This is a genomic window from Alsobacter sp. (assembly GCF_059501845.1).
The window spans coordinates 117,696-134,868 of sequence record NZ_JCACDK010000018.1 but is presented as its reverse complement, the minus strand read 5'-3'; the positions used below and the strand labels follow the sequence as shown (position 1 = coordinate 134,868).

The 17,173-nt window shown below is 69.6% G+C and carries 11 protein-coding genes; 5 read left to right on the top strand and 6 right to left on the bottom strand.

The window, feature by feature from the left end; translation table 11 throughout:
• The first annotated feature begins 13 nt into the window (after positions 1-13).
• From AC5JCN_RS15515 to AC5JCN_RS15500, 4 genes are all read left to right on the top strand, one after another.
• A complete protein-coding gene (locus AC5JCN_RS15515) occupies positions 14-895 on the top strand; it encodes a F0F1 ATP synthase subunit gamma (protein WP_495755982.1) in 882 nt (293 codons plus the stop codon).
• A gap of 34 nt (positions 896-929) precedes the next feature.
• The gene (locus AC5JCN_RS15510) at positions 930-1,154 is read left to right on the top strand and encodes a hypothetical protein (RefSeq protein ID WP_495755981.1); all 225 of its coding nucleotides are present in this window, start codon (positions 930-932) and stop codon (positions 1,152-1,154) included.
• A 64-nt stretch (positions 1,155-1,218) separates the two neighbouring features.
• Complete coding sequence (atpD, locus tag AC5JCN_RS15505) at positions 1,219-2,643, top strand: F0F1 ATP synthase subunit beta (protein WP_495755980.1); 1,425 nt, start codon at positions 1,219-1,221, stop codon at positions 2,641-2,643.
• A 79-nt stretch (positions 2,644-2,722) separates the two neighbouring features.
• Positions 2,723-3,127: a F0F1 ATP synthase subunit epsilon gene (locus tag AC5JCN_RS15500; RefSeq protein ID WP_495755979.1), complete on the top strand. Its 405-nt coding sequence runs from the start codon at positions 2,723-2,725 to the stop codon at positions 3,125-3,127.
• 100 nt (positions 3,128-3,227) lie between these two features.
• On the opposite strand, the gene AC5JCN_RS15495 is transcribed toward AC5JCN_RS15500, so the two are convergent.
• On the bottom strand, positions 3,228-3,722 hold the full coding sequence (locus AC5JCN_RS15495; RefSeq protein WP_495755978.1) for an RNA pyrophosphohydrolase: 495 nt from the start codon (positions 3,720-3,722) through the stop codon (positions 3,228-3,230).
• 112 nt (positions 3,723-3,834) lie between these two features.
• Positions 3,835-6,918 (bottom strand): bifunctional proline dehydrogenase/L-glutamate gamma-semialdehyde dehydrogenase PutA, encoded by a 3,084-nt coding sequence (gene putA, locus AC5JCN_RS15490; RefSeq protein WP_495755977.1) that lies wholly within the window; start codon positions 6,916-6,918, stop codon positions 3,835-3,837.
• A 126-nt stretch (positions 6,919-7,044) separates the two neighbouring features.
• Here putA and AC5JCN_RS15485 point away from each other — a divergent pair, with 126 nt between their 5' ends.
• Positions 7,045-7,506, top strand: a complete 462-nt coding sequence (locus tag AC5JCN_RS15485) for an Lrp/AsnC ligand binding domain-containing protein (RefSeq protein WP_495755976.1) — start codon at positions 7,045-7,047, stop codon at positions 7,504-7,506.
• Between the two features lie 31 nt (positions 7,507-7,537).
• Here the strand turns inward: AC5JCN_RS15485 and glgX are convergent, their stop codons facing one another.
• The 4 genes from glgX to AC5JCN_RS15465 all read right to left on the bottom strand — a co-directional run bounded on the left by glgX (position 7,538) and on the right by AC5JCN_RS15465 (position 17,161).
• Positions 7,538-11,785, bottom strand: coding sequence for a glycogen debranching protein GlgX (glgX, locus tag AC5JCN_RS15480; RefSeq protein ID WP_495755975.1), 4,248 nt, complete (start codon positions 11,783-11,785; stop codon positions 7,538-7,540).
• Complete coding sequence (gene glgA / locus AC5JCN_RS15475) at positions 11,782-13,224, bottom strand: glycogen synthase GlgA (RefSeq protein ID WP_495755974.1); 1,443 nt, start codon at positions 13,222-13,224, stop codon at positions 11,782-11,784. The genes glgX and glgA overlap by 4 nt, the downstream gene beginning before the upstream one ends.
• Positions 13,221-14,486, bottom strand: a complete 1,266-nt coding sequence (glgC, locus tag AC5JCN_RS15470; protein WP_495755973.1) for a glucose-1-phosphate adenylyltransferase — start codon at positions 14,484-14,486, stop codon at positions 13,221-13,223. Before glgC ends, glgA begins: the two co-directional genes overlap by 4 nt.
• A gap of 179 nt (positions 14,487-14,665) precedes the next feature.
• Positions 14,666-17,161 (bottom strand): glycogen/starch/alpha-glucan phosphorylase, encoded by a 2,496-nt coding sequence (locus tag AC5JCN_RS15465; protein ID WP_495755972.1) that lies wholly within the window; start codon positions 17,159-17,161, stop codon positions 14,666-14,668.
• Positions 17,162-17,173 lie beyond the last annotated feature (12 nt).

Here is a 17,173-nt window from a genome sequence, read left to right as displayed (position 1 = left end):
ATAGGGACCGGGCATGGCGTCTCTGAAGGATCTGCGAAACCGCATCGCTTCGGTGAAGGCGACGCAGAAGATCACCAAGGCCATGCAGATGGTGGCCGCGGCCAAGCTGCGCCGTGCGCAGATGGCGGCCGAGGCGGCGCGTCCCTTCGCCGAGCGCATGGGTCAGGTTCTCGCCAACGTGGCCGGCGGCATCACGCCGGGCACCGGCGGCCCGCGCCTGCTCACCGGCACCGGCAAGGACGACGTGCACCTCGTCGTCGTCTTCACCGGCGAACGCGGCCTGTGCGGCGCCTTCAACTCCTCGATCGCCCGCCTCGCCCGCGACCGCATCCTGCAGCTGCAGGCGCACGGCAAGACCGTCAAGATTATGTGCGTAGGCAAGAAGGGCGGCGACATCCTGCGCCGCCAGTTCGCCCGCCAGATCATCGAGCAGATCGAGCTGCGCAGCGTGCGCACGCTGGGCTTCGACACGGCCGACATGATCGGCCGCAAGATCCTGGCGCTCTATGACGCCGGCGAGTTCGACGTGGCGACGATCTTCTTCGCCCGCTTCCGCTCGGTGATCGCGCAGATTCCGACGGCGCAGCAGATCATCCCGGCCGAGATCCCGGCTTCCGAGGCGTCGTCCGGCACGGCCGTGGCGGCCTACGAGTACGAGCCGGAAGAGGGCGAGATCCTCGCCACGCTGCTGCCGCGCAACATCTCGGTGCAGGTGCTGCGTGCGCTGCTGGAAAACCAGGCGTCGTTTTACGGCTCCCAGATGAGCGCCATGGACAACGCCACCCGCAACGCGGGCGAGATGATCAAGAAGCAGACGCTGACCTACAACAGGACACGTCAGGCGATGATCACCAAGGAACTCATCGAAATCATCTCGGGCGCCGAGGCGCTGTGATAGGGTCAAAGGATCGGGAGCCGAGGACGTCGAGATGACTGCCGAGACCGAAAACCTCGTTCTGGACCTGCTTCGCAAGATCAGGTTGTCGGTCGAGCGCGTCGAACTCGAGGTTGGCGACATGAAGGTCAGGATGTCCGCCATGGAGGGTCACATGGCGAACCTGCAGCTCCAGATGGCGACGTTCGGATCCCGGATGGACCGCCTCGACGAGCGTGTCAGCCGCATCGAGAGGCGTCTGGAATTGGCCGACGCCTGAGAGCGTCGCGCGGCAAGAACTTTCGAGCGCTCAGGCGCCCCACCGAATGGATCGAGGACTGAAAATGGCCAGCACACCCACCGGACGCGTCACCCAGGTGATCGGCGCCGTCGTCGACGTTCAGTTCGACGGACACCTCCCTGAGATCCTCAATGCGCTCGAGACGACGAACGGCGGCAACCGGCTCGTCCTCGAGGTCGCGCAGCACCTCGGCGAGAGCTCGGTACGCACCATCTCGATGGACACCACCGAGGGCCTCGTGCGCGGCCAGCCTGTGGCCGACACCGGCGCCCCGATCGCCGTTCCCGTCGGCGACGGCACTCTGGGCCGCATCATCAACGTCATCGGCGAGCCGATCGACGACGGCGGTCCCGTGATCAACGAGGGCATGCGCCCGATCCACGCTCCGGCGCCGAGCTATGCCGAGCAGTCGACCGAGGCGCAGATCCTGGAGACCGGCATCAAGGTCGTGGACCTGCTCGCTCCCTACGCCAAGGGCGGCAAGATCGGCCTGTTCGGCGGCGCCGGCGTGGGCAAGACCGTGCTCATCCAGGAGCTGATCAACAACGTCGCGAAAGCCCATGGCGGCTTCTCGGTGTTCGCCGGCGTCGGCGAGCGCACCCGCGAGGGCAACGACCTCTACCACGAGTTCATCGAGTCCGGCGTGAACAAGAAGGGCGGCGGCGAGGGCTCCAAGTGCGCCCTGGTGTTCGGCCAGATGAACGAGCCGCCGGGCGCCCGCGCCCGCGTCGCGCTGACCGGCCTGACCATCGCGGAGAACTTCCGCGACAAGGGCCAGGACGTGCTGTTCTTCGTCGACAACATCTTCCGCTTCACGCAGGCAGGCTCCGAGGTGTCGGCGCTTCTCGGCCGCATTCCCTCGGCGGTGGGCTACCAGCCGACGCTGGCCACCGACATGGGCGCCCTGCAGGAGCGGATCACCACGACCAACAAGGGCTCGATCACCTCGGTGCAGGCGATCTACGTCCCGGCCGACGACCTGACCGACCCGGCGCCGGCCACCTCCTTCGCCCATCTCGACGCCACGACCGTGCTGTCGCGCTCGATCGCTGAAAAGGGCATCTACCCGGCGGTGGACCCGCTCGACTCGACGTCGCGCATGCTGTCGCCGCTGGTCGTCGGTGACGAGCACTACGCCGTCGCCCGCCAGGTGCAGCAGGTGCTGCAGCGCTACAAGGCCCTGCAGGACATCATCGCGATCCTGGGCATGGACGAGCTCTCGGAAGAGGACAAGCTGACGGTGGCCCGCGCCCGCAAGGTCGAGCGCTTCCTGTCGCAGCCCTTCCACGTCGCCGAGGTGTTCACCGGCTCGCCCGGCAAGCTCGTCTCGCTGGCCGACACGATCAAGGGCTTCAAGGGCCTGGTCGAGGGCAAGTACGACCACCTCCCGGAGGCGGCCTTCTACATGGTCGGCACCATCGAGGAAGCGGTCGAGAAGGCCCAGCGCCTCGCCGCCGAGGCCGCGTAAGCGAAGCCTCCCGAGCGTGGCGGGCGGTGCCCGCCGCGCCTGACACCGTGACACACGCCCCTTGGGGCTGGAGACCGTGATGGCCACCTTCCACTTCGAGCTCGTATCGCCCGAGCGCCTCGTCCTCTCGGCCGAGGTCGAGCAGGTCGTCGTGCCCGGCACCGAGGGCGAGTTCACGGTGATGGCGAACCACGCACCGCTGATGTCGACGATGCGCCCGGGCGTCATCGTCGTCACCGGCGGCAAGACACCCCGCCAGGCGCTCTACGTCCGCGGCGGCTTCGCCGACGTGTCGCCGAACGGCCTGACCATCCTCGCCGAGCAGGCCGTGCCGGTCGAGGAGATGTCCGAGGACCTGCTGGCGACCGAGATAAAGGCCGCCGAGGCGGAGTTCCAGGGCGCCGCCGACGACGAGACCCGCCGTGTCGCGCAGGAGCGCCTTGCCCAGCTCGTCGGCCTGCGCGAGACCGCCTTCCGCACCTGAGCGGCCGGACCGCGCGTCTTCAGACGCGCACTCCTGTCGTTGGACGCCAGGCGGACGGGCGGGTCTGAAGACCCGCGCTCCGCGCTTTATACTGGCGCACTTACGGCGCAAACCGCGCGAAGGCTCGCACCACCTGCTCGTAGACCGGCCGCTTGTAGGGCACCACGAGGTCCGGCAGCGCCGCGAGCTTTTCCCAGCGCCACGCCAGGAACTCGGCCCGCTCCGCGCCGCCGGGGTTGACCACGTCGATCTCGCTGTCCTCGCCCTCAAAGCGGAACGCCGCCCAGCGCTGCTCCTGGCCCCGGAAGCGGTCGAGCTTGTGGGGTGGGCCCTCATAGGGCGGGAAGTCGTAGCGCCAGGCTTCGTCCGTGACGGCCAGCAGCGAGGCGCTGCGAACGTTCGTCTCCTCGAAAAGCTCCCGGCGTGCGGCCTCCGCGATGTCCTCGCCGGCCTCGACGCCGCCTTGGGGCATCTGCCATTCCAGGCCGGGATAGACGATCTCGGGCCCTGCCGACATCGACTGGCCGATCAGGACCAGCCCGTCGCGGTTGAACAGGGCGACGCCGACATTGGGACGGTAGGGGAGAGCGCTCATCTTACCACGATGGAGGGGCGGGGCGTGTTCGTCCAGCGCCGGAGCGCGGGTTTTCGGACCCGCTTTTCAGGTTCAACGCTGAGTGCGCGTCTGAAGACGCGCGGTCCGAGCCCTACTCCCCCGACGCGATCAGGGCGGCGTTGCCGCCGGCGGCGGCGGTGTTGACCGTCACCGTTTGCTCCAGGCCGAAGCGGCGGAGGTAATCGGGGCCGCCAGCCTTGGGGCCGGTTCCCGACAGGCCGGATCCGCCGAAAGGCTGCGTGCCGACAACCGCGCCGATCATGTTGCGGTTGATGTAGCAATTGCCCACGTCCAGCCGCTCCACGATGCGCTCGACCGTGGCGTCGATGCGCGAGTGGACGCCCAGCGTGAGGCCGTAGCCGCTGGTGGCGATGGCGTCGAGCAGAGAGTCCAGCGTGCCCGCCTTCCAGCGCACGACGTGCAGCACTGGGCCGAAGACCTCCTCGGCAAGGTCTGCTGCGCGCTTCAGCTCGAAGATGTGGGGCGCAACGAAATGGCCGCCCGCGGGCGCCTCGCCGGCGTAGCGCACGATGGCTGCGCCGCCTTTCATGGCGGCGATGTGCGCGTCCAGCCGCTGCCTTGCCTCGGTGTCGATGACCGGCCCGACCTGGACGCTGACATCCCGGGGGTCGCCCAGCTTCAGTTCATGGGCGGCGCCGGCAATCATCTCCAGCATGCGGTCGGCGACGTCCTCCTGCAGGCACAGCAGGCGAAGGGCCGAGCAGCGCTGGCCGGCCGAGCGGAAGGCGGAGGTCACGACGTCGTCGGCCACCTGCTCCGGCAGGGCGGTGGCGTCGACGATCATGGCGTTGATGCCGCCGGTCTCGGCGATGAGCGGAACGATGGGCCCGTCCTTTGCCGCCAGCGCGCGGTTGATGCGGCGCGCCACGTCCGTCGAGCCGGTGAAGGCGACGCCGGCGACCGCCGGATGTGCCGTCAGCCTGGCTCCCACGGCGCCGTCGCCGAGCACGAGGTGGAGGACCGAGGCGGGGACGCCGGCCTCGTGCAGGAGGCTCACGGCCTCGAACGCGACGAGGGGCGTTTGCTCGGCGGGCTTTGCCACGACGGCGTTGCCGGCCGCCAGCGCCGCCGCCACCTGGCCGAGAAAGATGGCGAGGGGGAAGTTCCAAGGACTGATGCACAGGAACACACCCCGGCCGCGATGCAGCAGGCGGTTCTCCTCCCCGGTCGGACCGGGCAGCAGGACGCCTTCGCCATACAGGCCCCGGGCCTGCTGGGCGTAGTAGCGGCAGAAGTCCACCGCCTCGCGCAATTCGGCGACGCCGTCGTCCAGCGTCTTGCCCGCTTCGTCCCGCAGAAGGGCGAGAAAGCGACCGCGCCGGGCTTCCAGCAGGTCGGCGGCACGCGCGAGCACGTCGGCGCGACGCGCCACCGGCGTGCGCTCCCAGGCACGGAAGCCGGCGCGGGCTGCTGCCATGGCGACATCGGCAGTCGCCTCGTCGGCCTCGCTGACCGTGCCGACCGTTCGGGCGATGTCGGCAGGGGCGACGACCGGGCGTATCGGTCCCCCGCGTGCCTTGCCGTCGACGAGCGACGTTGCCGTGAAAGGCGCCTTCGCGCCCGCCTCGATCTCGGCGAGCAGCGCGGCGAGGCTGCCGGCGTGGCCGAACTCGACGCCGGCCGAGTTGCGGCGGCCGGGACCGTAGAGGTCCGCCGGCATCGGCAGCCTCGGGTTGATGGCGGCATCCGGCCGGGCGACGATGTCCTGCGGCCGCCGGAGCAGCTCGCGAACCGGCACGTTCGGGTCTGCCGCCACGGAGACGAAGGACGAGTTGGCACCGTTCTCCAGCAACCGCCGTACGAGGTAGGCGAGGAGGTCGCGATGGCCGCCGACAGGGGCGTAGGTGCGCACGGCGAGGCCGGGCACATCCTCGATGAGCGCCTGGTAGAGCGCGTCTCCCATGCCGTGCAGGCGCTGGAACTCGAAGCCCTGGGTATCGCCGGCGCGCTCAAGGATGGTGGCGACGGTGAGAGCGTTGTGCGTGGCGAATTGCGGGTAGAGCACCGGGCGCGCCGCAAGCAGCTTCTCGGCGCAGGCGACGTAGTTCAGGTCCGTCATCGCCTTGCGCGTGAAGACGGGATAGCCGGCGAGCCCGCGCTCCTGCGCCCGCTTCACCTCGGTGTCCCAGTAGGCGCCCTTGACCAGGCGCACCATCAGCCGCCGCCCGTACCGGCGGGCGAGGCCTTCGACATGATCGATCACCTCGGCTGCGCGCTTCTGGTAGCCCTGAATGGCGAGGCCGAAGCCGTCCCAGCCCGCCAGCGAGGGGTCGGCGAGGACGGCCTCGAACACGTCCAGCGAGAGCTCCAGTCGGTCGGCCTCCTCGGCGTCGACGGTGAAGTTGAGCTCGTGGCGGCGCGCCGCCTGGGCGAGGCGCAGCGTCGCCGGCACGAGCTCGCGCATCACCCGGTCGCGCGACAGCGCCTCGTAGCGCGGATGGAGCGCGGAGAGCTTGACCGATATGCCAGGGCGGTTGGGCAGCGGCTCGTTGCCGGCCGCACGGCCGATCGCCTCGATGGCATCGGCATAGGAGGCGGCATACCGCTCGGCATCGTCCTGCGTGCGGGCTCCCTCGCCCAGCATGTCGAAGGAGTAGCGGAACAGGCGGCCCTGGCCCGAGCGGGCCCGCTCCAGCGCCTCGCCGATGGACTGGCCCAGCACGAAATGGCTGCCGAGCACGCGCATGGCCTGCCGCGTCGCCGTGCGCACCGCCGGCAATCCCAGCCGCTTGGCGAGCTGGCCGAGGATGCCCTCGGGGGTCTCGCCTGGCTGGATGATGCGGGAGGTCACCCCGAGCGCCCAGGCCGAGGCCGACACGAAGAGCGCGCCCGACTTCGTCTCGTGGTGGGCGAAGTCGCCCTGGCCGAGCTTGTCCTCGATCAGGCGGTCCGCCGTGATGGAGTCCGGCACGCGCAGGAGCGCTTCGGCCAGCACCATCAGCGCGAGGCCCTCCTTGGTGGACAGCGAGTACTCCCGCAGCAGCTCCTCGACCCCGCCGAGGCCGGCGCTGCGCCCACGGATCGCCTCGATCAGCATCGTCGCCCTGGCATCGATGCGGGCCTCGCGCTGCGGACCGAGATCGGCATGGGCCAGGAGGCGGCGGGCAATCGCCGCATCGTCGGGTGCATAGGCGGCGCGGAAGGGGGCGGACATTGCGGGCTGGCCTCTCTGGCGTGAGATCTCCATCATATCCGAAGATGGACGGTGTTCGTAGGCCTCGCCCAAGCTGATTGTCCGTGCTATTCCCTACGGCCAAGCCGCTTTGTAGAGATTTCCTGTATGTCGGATCTTGACGCCCTTGATCGCCGCATCCTGAAGATCCTCCAGGAGGACGGACGTGTCACCACGGTCGACTTGGCTGACAGGATCGGACTGTCCCCGACTGCAACGAGCGAGCGCGTCAAGCGCCTGTTCCGCGAGCGCTTCGTGACCGGCTTTCGCGCCATGCTGGATCCCGTGAAGCTCGGCCGTGGGCTGCTCGTCTTCGTCGAGGTCGGGCTCGACAAGACTACGCCGGACGTGTTCGAGCGCTTCGCCGAGGCCGTGAAGCGCTCGCCGGAGGTGCTGGAGTGCCACATGGTGGCCGGCGGGTTCGACTACCTCGTCAAGACGCGGGTGGCGGACATGGCGGCCTACCGCCACTTCCTTGGCGAGATCCTTCTGTCCCTGCCGGGCGTCAAGGAAACGCGGACCTACGCGGTGATGGAAGAGGTGAAGACGGACGGCATGCTGCCGGTCTGAGCCGCGGCAACCATCAATCCGCCGATGCGCCTCAGCCGCGCTCCCGCCGCACGGCCGCGATGATCGCGGCTGCCAGGGGGCCGTCGAGGAGGGCGGCGAGGTCGACCGACAGGCGACGTCGCCAGTTGGGGCGCTCGCGATCGGTGCCCGGCAGGTTCACGGCCACCGTCTCGCCTGCGAGGTCATCGGCCTGGGCCAGCATCAGATGGCAGGGCGTGGCGGCGACGAAGGCGTGCACGGCGGCGGCAATGGCCGGCGTCAGCGGCCCGCCGGGGTCGACCGGGCCGGGGTCCTGCCCGGCGGCGCGCAGGGTGTCCAGAAGCACGGCCTTCTCGGCCCGTCGTGCCTGCCTGCCTGCCTTCGCCTCTTCCGGCGAGAACAGGCCGAGCGCCTCCCGCTCGTCCACGTCGGACGCTTGCCACCAGCCGGCCAGGGTGGGCAGGTCGTGGGTGGAGACGCAGGAGGCGGCTGCCCTTGGATAGTCCCTGGGCGGAATAAAACCCGCGCCCCTGCGTTCGAACCAGAGCACGCGGTAGCTCAGCACTCCCGCATCGTCGAGGCGCTGGCGGAAGCCCTCCGGCACCGTGCCGAGATCCTCGCCCACCACCATGCAACGGGCGCTATGGCTCTCCAGCGCGAGTTGGCCGATCAGCGCCTCGCGGGGGTAGGCGACATAAGCGCCGTCCGCCGGCCTCGCGCCCTCCGGCACCCAGAACAGGCGCTGCAGAGCCATGGCGTGGTCGATGCGAAGGGCGCCGGCATGGCGCATATTGGCAGCGACCAGCCCGGCAAACCACGCTCCGCCATCCTCCTCCATCGCGAGCGGGCTCGGGGGAGGCAGCGCCCAGATCTGCCCGTCGCGCGAGAACAGGTCTGGCGGCGACCCGACTGAGGCACCGCGGCCGAACGCGGCACCGCCCGCCCAGGCTTCGGCGCTGTCGGGCGCCGCGCCCACCGCGAGGTCGCGGTAGAGGCCGAGCGACAGCCCGGCGTCCCGGCCTCGCCGGGCGGCACCGGCCAACTGGCGGTCGCAGAGCCATTGCGTCCAGAGCGAGAAGCTTTTTTCCGAAGCCGCGTGCGCCGCCGCGTCCTCGACGGCGGGCGAGGAGGAATCGCGCAGTGCGGCCGGCCACTCCGTCCAGCGCTCGCCCGGCCGTGTGGCCGCGATGGCCTGGAAGGAGGCAAAGCGATCGAGCGCCGGGCCGCCCTCGCGCACGAAGCTGCGGAAGCTGCGCACGGCATGGTCGTCGGGATTGCGCAGCGAGAGGCGCTCGAAGCCGGCGAAGGCAGCGCGGAGCGCCTGGTCCTTGATCGCCCAGACGCCGGGATAGTCGATGGCCGTCGCCGAGGACAGCGCCTGAAGATCGTCGGAAAGGCCGGCCGTCACGCGCCGCGCCGCGCCGTCGGGGTCGGCGGCGCCGAGCGCGGCGAGATCGAGGTAGATCGGGTCGAGGAAGCGCCGGTCGAGGGGGTTGTAGGGGCTCGCTCGTTCCCGATCTTCGGGCGGCATGACATGAAGCGGGTTCAGGCCGACGATCGTCGCACCAAGGCCGGCGGACGCCTCGGCCAGTTCCGCGAGAGCACCGAAGTCGCCGACGCCATGGTCGCCGGCACGGTGTAGCGTGTAGAGATGGGCCGCGACGCCCCAGAGCCGTGTTCCGCCCTCCAGCAAGGGCGGGCGGTAGCACGTGGCGGGCGCGACAGTGAGACGGCAGACTGTGTCCGGCGCGTCGTCGCGGACCACCTCGTACCGGCCGGGCGGCAATACCGGCAGGGGCGCGAGGGCGTGGCTGGCCATGCGCCCGTCGGCGGCCTCCCGCGTGGTGCGCGGCAGCGTACCGGGGTCGAGGTCGACCAGCGTCGTGCGACCATCCTCTCCCGTGATCGAGAGCCGGATCGCACCGCCGCTCGCGTCGCCGCCCGGCCCCAGCGCGATCGAAGCGGGACGGCCCACCGTTGCTGCCATGCTCAGGGGCAGGGCGCGCCGGTCACGCTGCTTGGCCAGTTCTCCGAGAGCCGCCCGGGCTTCCGCGTCGGTGCCGGCGGCAATTCCCATGCAGGCGAGGAGGGCCCGGCGGGTCTCCGGGGAGACGGCATGGTGGACACCCGTCTCCTCCCACCATTCCGGGGCGATCCCGACGGCGGAAGCGAGCCGTTCCAGCTCCCGGCCGGACGAACCGGCGGTGCGGCGTATGCCTCCCTCGCCGGGGTCTGCCTCCTCGGCCAAGATCAGCACGGCCCGCGCGGGCAGGGTCGTTCCGCCCTGCGGGAGAGGCGACGGAAGGGTCCGCTCGGGTTCGGCGCTGTCGAGGCGAAGGCTCCAGCGCGCGCCTGGCCGGGGCGGGGGGAGCGTCAGCGGCAGGCTGGACTGTCCTGCATTCAACGCCACCGCGACGCGTGACAGCGGTTCTTCCGGCTGCTCCGGGTCGGGCCCGGCGAGGATCATCACCAGCGCCCTTGCCTGGCCGTCGGACCACCGGCCTGAGTCCAGCCTCGCGCCGTCGGGGTCGCGCCAGTCGACGTCTGGCAGGTCGCCGCCATCGACCGCCGCCCCGGTCAGGAACCGGTCCTGCCGCAGCACAGGCAGGTCGCGCCGCAGGGCTGCGCAGCGGGCTGCAAAGCGCGCGAGGTCTTCGTCCGCGTGGTCCCAGTCGACCCAGGTCGTCTCGTTGTCCTGCGCATAGGCGTTGTTGTTTCCGCTCTGGGAGAAGCCGAGTTCGCTGCCCATGGAGAGCATCGGCGTGCCGCGCGCGGCGAACAGCGTCGCCAGCAGGGCGCGCTGGTCGCGGGCCCGGGCGGCGAGGATGGCGGCGTCGCCGGTCGGTCCCTCGGTGCCGTTGTTCCAGGAATGGTTGGCGTTCGTGCCGTCGCGGTTGGTCTCGCCATTCGCGTCGTTGCGCTTGGCCTCGTAGGAGACGAGGTCGGCCAGCGTGAAGCCGTCATGGGCGGTGACGAAATTGATGCTGCGCGAGGGCCTGCGCTTGCGGCCGAACAGGTCCTGGGACCCGGCGAGACGCGTCGCCAGCGACCCCCGGCGCCCGGGCTCGCCGCGCCAGAAGCGGCGGACATCGTCGCGGAACGCGTCGTTCCACTCGCCCCAGGCAGCCGGAAAGTTGCCGGGCTGGTAGCCGCCGGGCCCGATGTCCCAGGGCTCGGCAATGAGCTTCAGCCCGCGCAGCATGGGGTCCTGCGCCACGGCAGACAGGAAGGGGTGGGCGGGATCGAACCCGCCGGCGTGCCGCCCCAGCGTCGCCGCAAGGTCGAAACGGAAGCCGTCGATGCCGGCCCGGCCCGCCCATTGCCGCATGGAATCGAGCGCCAGCCGCAGCATGGCGGGGTTGTCGAGCGCCAGCGTGTTGCCGCAACCGGTGTCGTTGACGAGGCCGCGGGGCGAGCCGTCCGTGAGACGGTAGTAGGAGGCCTGGTCGAGCCCGCGCAGCGAGACGGTTGGGCCGAAGGCGTCGCTCTCCGCCGTGTGGTTGTAGACCACGTCGAGGATGACCTCGATGCCGGCGGCGTGCAGGGCTGCGACTGCGCCTGCGATCTCGTCCCAGCCGCCAGGCGCCAGACGCGGATCGGGGGCGAGAAAGCCGACGGGGTTGTAGCCCCACGCATTGGAGAGGCCGAGCGGCGGCAGGTGGCGCTCGTCCAGCCAGGCCATGGCCGGCATCAGCTCCAGGGTCGTGATGCCTTGCCGGACGAAATGATCGATCACCGCGGGCCGGGCCAGGGCACCGAAGGTCCCGCGCAGCGTCTCCGGCACGCCGGGGTGGCGCATCGTCAGGCCGCGGACGTGGATCTCCTGGACGACCGTCTCCGCCCACGGGACGAAGGCGCGTCCGGGCGCCGGCGCATGCGGCACGGTCACGATGGCCTTGGGCACATGCTGGGCGCTGTCGCCGGTGTCGCGGCGCCCGGGGTCGCCGGCCACGAACCCGAACTGGCTCGCGTGAAGGGACCACGGCCGGTCGATCTGCACGGCGTAGGGGTCGAGAAGGAGCTTCGCCGGGTTGAAGACGTGCCCTGCGCCGGGTTCCCAGGGGCCGTCGGCCCGCAGTCCGTAGCGCTGGCCGGCTGTAATCCCGGGCACGAAGGCGTGGAACACGTCGCCGCTTCGCTCCGGCAGGGCGACACGCTCGATCTCCTGGCCTCCGGCTTCGTCGAAGAGGCAGAACCACACGCATGTGGCGTTCGCCGAGAACACCGCCACGTTGACGCCGCCCTCGACGGGAACGACGCCCAGCGGCTCCGGCGAACCCGGGCCGATGCCCTGCCTCATGCGCCGACGACCTCCCGGAAGAGCTCGGCATAGCGGCGCGCCGAGGCACGCCAGGAGACGTCCGCGCGCATGGCGTTCTTCTGCATCGCGCGCCACGCCTTCTGGTCCCGCCACAGCGCCGCTGTACGCCGCAGGGCATGGTCGAGCATGGCGCCGTTCACGGGGTTGAACTGGATGCCGGTCGCGACGCCCGCCGCCATGGCGGCCTCGTTGGCGTCGATCACCGTGTCGGCGAGGCCGCCCACCCGCGCGACCACCGGGATGGCGCCGTAGCGCAGGGCGCAAAGCTGGGTGAGACCGCAGGGCTCGAAGCGGGATGGCACCAGGATTGCGTCCGAGCCGGCCTGGATCATGTGGGCGAGCGGCTCGTCATAACCGATGCGGCAGCCGACGCGGTCCGGGTGGGCGGCTGCCAGATTGCGGAAGCCTTCCTCGAGGGCGGGGTCGCCGGCGCCGAGCACCGCGAGCTGACCGCCCTCCAGCAGCACGGTGCCCATGCGGTCGAACAGAATGTCGATCCCTTTCTGCCAGGTCAGGCGGCTGACCAGCCCGAAGAGCAGGGCGTCGGGGTCCTGTGCGAGCCCGAACCATTGCTGGAGCGCTTGCTTGGCATGAGCCCTCGCCTTGACGCGCCGGGCATCGAAGTGGACCGGCAGCATCGGGTCCGTGGCGGGGTCCCAGACCGTGTCGTCGATGCCATTGACGATGCCGGTCACGGAGGCGGCGCGGGTCTGCAGCAAGCCCTCCAGACCCATGCCCCCCTCCGCACTGCGGATCTCGACGGCGTAGGTGGGCGACACGGTCGTGATGTGCGCCGACATCAGCAGCGCGGCCTTGAGATAGCTGATGGCCCCGAAATACTCGACACCGTCCACCGACCAGGCGCGGGCCGGCAATCCGAGGGGCACCATCAGGCCGGCGGGAAACACGCCCTGGAATGCCAGATTGTGGATCGTGACCACCGTCGGTGGGGCCTGCGCGCCGTCATAGTGCAGGTAGGCCGGGACGAGACCGGCCTGCCAGTCGTGAACGTGAACGAGGTCTGGCTGCCAGCCCGTCGACCCCAAGGCCAGGTCTGCGCCGGCCCTTCCGAGCGCGGCGAACCGGAAGGCGTTGTCGGGCCAGTCGAGCGCGTCGGGGCCGACATAGGGGTTGCCGGGCCGGTCGAAGAGGTGCGGCGCGTCGAGCACGAGCAGGTCGAGCCCAGCGGCCCGGCCGGCGACGACCCGGGCGGCGCCGCCGAAGAGGTCGGCGTAGGCCTTCACCTCCTCGCCGCCCTCCAACCTGGCGGTGACGGAGGGATAGCCGGGCACCAGCGTGCGCACCGCGACGCCCTCACCCGCCAGCGCGCCGGGCAGCGCGCCGGTGACGTCCGCGAGGCCGCCCGTCTTGACGAGGGGGAAGATCTCGGAGGCGACCGACAGGACCGCCAGGCTCATGCGTTCAGCCTGTCGATCATGTTCTGCGTGATGAGGCAGATGCCCTTGTCGGTCCGGCGGAACCGCATCGCGTCGAGTTCGGGATCCTCGCCCACGACCAGGCCCTCCGGGATGCGCACGCCCCTGTCGACGACGACCCGGCTCAGCCGCGCACCTCGCGAAATCTCGACGTAGGGCAGCACCACCGCGCCCTCGACGCTCGCATAGGAGTTGATGCGGACGCCGGTGAAGAGCAGCGAGTTGCGCAGCGATGCGCCGGAAACGATGCAGCCGCCGGAGACCAGCGAGGAGATCGCCTGGCCGCGCCGCCCGTCCTCGTCATGCACGAACTTCGCCGGCGGGGTGATCTCGCCGAAGGTCCAGATCGGCCACTCCGCGTCGTAGAGGTCGAGGTCGGGCACGATGGCGGTGAGGTCGATATTGGCCTCCCAGTAGGCGTCCACCGTTCCCACGTCGCGCCAGTAGGGCTCGCTCTCGAAGTTGGACCGCACGCAGGAGCGGGAGAAGTGGTGGGCCACCGCCTTCCCGTGCCTGACGATGTAGGGGATGATGTTCTTGCCGAAGTCGCGCTCGGATTCCTGGTCCGCCGCGTCCCGGCGCAGCTGGTCGAACAGGAACTCCGTCTCGAAGACGTAGATGCCCATGCTCGCCAGCGCCTTGTCGGGCCTTCCCGGCATAGGCGGCGGGTCCTTCGGCTTCTCGAGGAAGGACAGGATGCGGTCCTGCTCGTCGACATGCATCACGCCGAAGCCGACAGCTTCCATGCGCGGCACCTCGAGGCAGCCGACGGTCACGTCGGCGCCGGATTGGACGTGCTGCTGCAGCATCGCCTCGTAGTCCATCTTGTAGATATGGTCGCCCGCCAGCAGCACGATGTGGCGGGGGGCGTAGCTCTCGATGATGTCGATGTTCTGGTACACGGCGTCGGCAGTGCCGGCATACCACATGTCCTCGGCCACACGCTGGCTGGCCGGCAGGATGTCGAAGCTCTCGTTGCGCTCGGGCCGGAAGAAGTTCCAGCCCCGCTGCAGGTGGCGAATGAGACTGTGCGCCTTGTACTGCGTGGCGACCCCGATGCGGCGAATGCCGGAGTTCAGGGCATTGGACAGGGCGAAGTCGATGATGCGCGACTTGCCGCCGAAATAGACGGCCGGCTTGGCGCGGCGGTCGGTGAGTTCCATCAGGCGGCTGCCACGGCCACCGGCGAGGACATAGGCCATCGCCGTCCTCGCGAGCGGCGTACTCGTCGGCACCTTGGTCATGCACTCCTCCCCTCCGGACGCCCGGGGCTCGCCGGCGCTTGGGATGCCTCCCCGGAGGGGAGACTGCGCGCCTTGCCTGGGTCCAGTGTTTCGCGACACGGTGGCCGCTTCAACACCAAAGTCTCGGCAATGGTTCGCTTCCGAAGAGGAAGAGCGGCGCAACGCCGCTCCCGCACAGCTCAGGCGCCCGGATCGCGCGCTATGGGAGCGTCCCAGATCTGCTCGGCATATTCGCGGATCGAGCGATCGGACGAGAAGAAGCCCATGTTCGCCGTGTTCAGCACGGCGGAGCGCCACCAGCCTGCAGGATCCTGCCAGCGCTGGTCGATGCGCCGCTGTGTGCGCCAGTAATCGTCGAAGTCGGCGGTCACCAGGAACCAGTCATGGTGGCGCAGCGCATTGACGAGGCCGCGGTAGCGGCCGGGATCGTCAGGCGAGAACACGCCCGATTCGATGGCGTCCAGCACCTCGGCAAGAATGGGCGAGGCGGTGATGGTCTCGGTCGCGTCGATGCCCCTGGCGCGGCGCTCCTCCACCTGCTGGGCGGTAAGCCCGAAGATGAAGATGTCCTGCGGGGTGAGGCGCTCGTTGATTTCGACATTGGCGCCGTCGAGCGTGCCGACGGTGAGCGCGCCGTTGAGGGCGAACTTCATGTTGCCCGTGCCGGACGCTTCCATGCCGGCTGTCGAAATCTGCTCGGACAGGTCGGCGCCGGGGATGATGATCTCGGCCGCGCTGACATTGTAGTTCGGCAGGAACGCCACCTTGAGCAGGCCGCGCACCGTGGGGTCGCCGTTGACGATGCGCGCCACGTCGTTGGCCAGCTTGATAATGAGCTTGGCCTGCTGGTAGCTCGCCGCCGCCTTGCCGGCAAAGATCTTGACGCGCGGCGTCCAGTCCTGCGTCGGCTTGGCCCGGATCATGTCGTAGAGCGCGACCGTCTCGAGGATGTTCAGGAGCTGGCGCTTGTACTCGTGGATGCGCTTGATCTGGACGTCGAAGAGCGCACTGGGATCCACCCGCACGCCGACGCGCTCCTGGATCATCCGGGCGAGCGCGCCCTTGTTGACCGAGCGCACGGCCGCGAAGCGCTCGCGGAACGCAGCGTCGTCGGCGAAGGGCGCGAGCCCCTCGAGCTTGTCGGGCTGGTCCATGAAGCCCGGGCCCAGGGCCTCGACGATCAGCTTCGTCAATCCCGGATTGGCCTCGAACAGCCAGCGCCGGAACGTGATGCCGTTGGTTTTGTTGACGATGCGGTCTGGGAAGACGGTGTTGAAGTCACGGAACACGGTCTGGCGCATGAGGTCGGTGTGCAGCGCCGAGACGCCGTTGACCTTGTGCGACCCGAGGAAGGCGAGGTGGCCCATGCGCACGCGCCGTCCATTGCCCTCGTCGATCAGCGACAGCGAGGAGAGCAGCGCGTCATCCGCCTTCTCGACCTTGCGCAGGCGCGCCAGGTGCAGCGCATTGATGAGGTAGATCAGCTGCATGTGGCGCGGCAGCAGCCGCTCCATCAGCGGCACCGGCCACGTCTCGAGAGCCTCGGGCAGGAGCGTGTGGTTGGTGTAGGAGAAAACGGCGTTGGTGATGTCCCACGCCTTCTCCCACTCCATCCCGTGCACGTCGACGAGGATGCGCATCATCTCCGGAACGGCGATGGCGGGGTGCGTGTCGTTGAGCTGGATGGCGACCTTGTCCGGCAGAGTGGCGAAGTCGCCGAACTGCTTCTTGTGGCGGCGCAGCAGATCCTGCAGCGACGCAGAAGCGAAGAAGTACTCCTGCCTCAGGCGCAATTCCTGGCCCGCCGGCGTGGCATCGCTGGGGTAGAGCACGCGGGATATGGACTCCGCCCGCACCCTGTCCGACAACGCGCCGACATGGTCGCCCGAGTTGAAGGCGTCGAGCTTCAGCGGATCGCCGGCGCGCGCCGACCAGAGCCTGAGCGTGTTGACGTGGCTCCCGCGCCAGCCGGGGACCGGCGTGTCATAGGCGACGGCCTCGACGGTTTCTGCGGGGTGCCAGACCTGGCGGGGATTGCCGTCATGGCCGTTCACCGACTCCACATGCCCGCCGAAGCCGACATTGTAGTCGACCTCCGGCCGCTCGAACTCCCACGGATTGCCGACGGAGAGCCACTCCTCCGGAAATTCGTGCTGCCAGCCGTCCTGGATCACCTGCCGGAACAGGCCGTGGTCGTAGCGGATACCGTAGCCATAGGCGGCGATGCCGAGAGTGGCCATACTCTCCATGAAGCAGGCGGCGAGGCGGCCGAGACCGCCGTTTCCGAGTGCCGCATCCGGCTCGATCGAGCGGAGGTCGTCCAGGTTGACGCCGAGTTCGTCCAGCGCCTCCCGCACCGGGTCGGTCAGCTGGAACTGCGTGAGCGCGTCTCCCAGCAGGCGGCCGATGAGGAACTCGAGCGACAGGTAGTAAACGCGCTTGTTGCCATTGCGGTAGGTCTGCCGGGTCGATGTCATCCAGCGGTCGACGATGTGGTCGCGCACCGCGAGCGTCGTGGCCACGAACCAGTCGCGCCGGCTGGCGGCCACGGGAATCTTTCCGACCGAGTAGACGAGCTTGGCGAGGATCTGCGCCTTCATGGACGCCGCATCGGGCTCGACGTCGCGCTCGCGGGTCGCGAGAGGGCGGTCGGTCGGGAGCGCGGTTGAGGTCATGGCGTGTTCCGT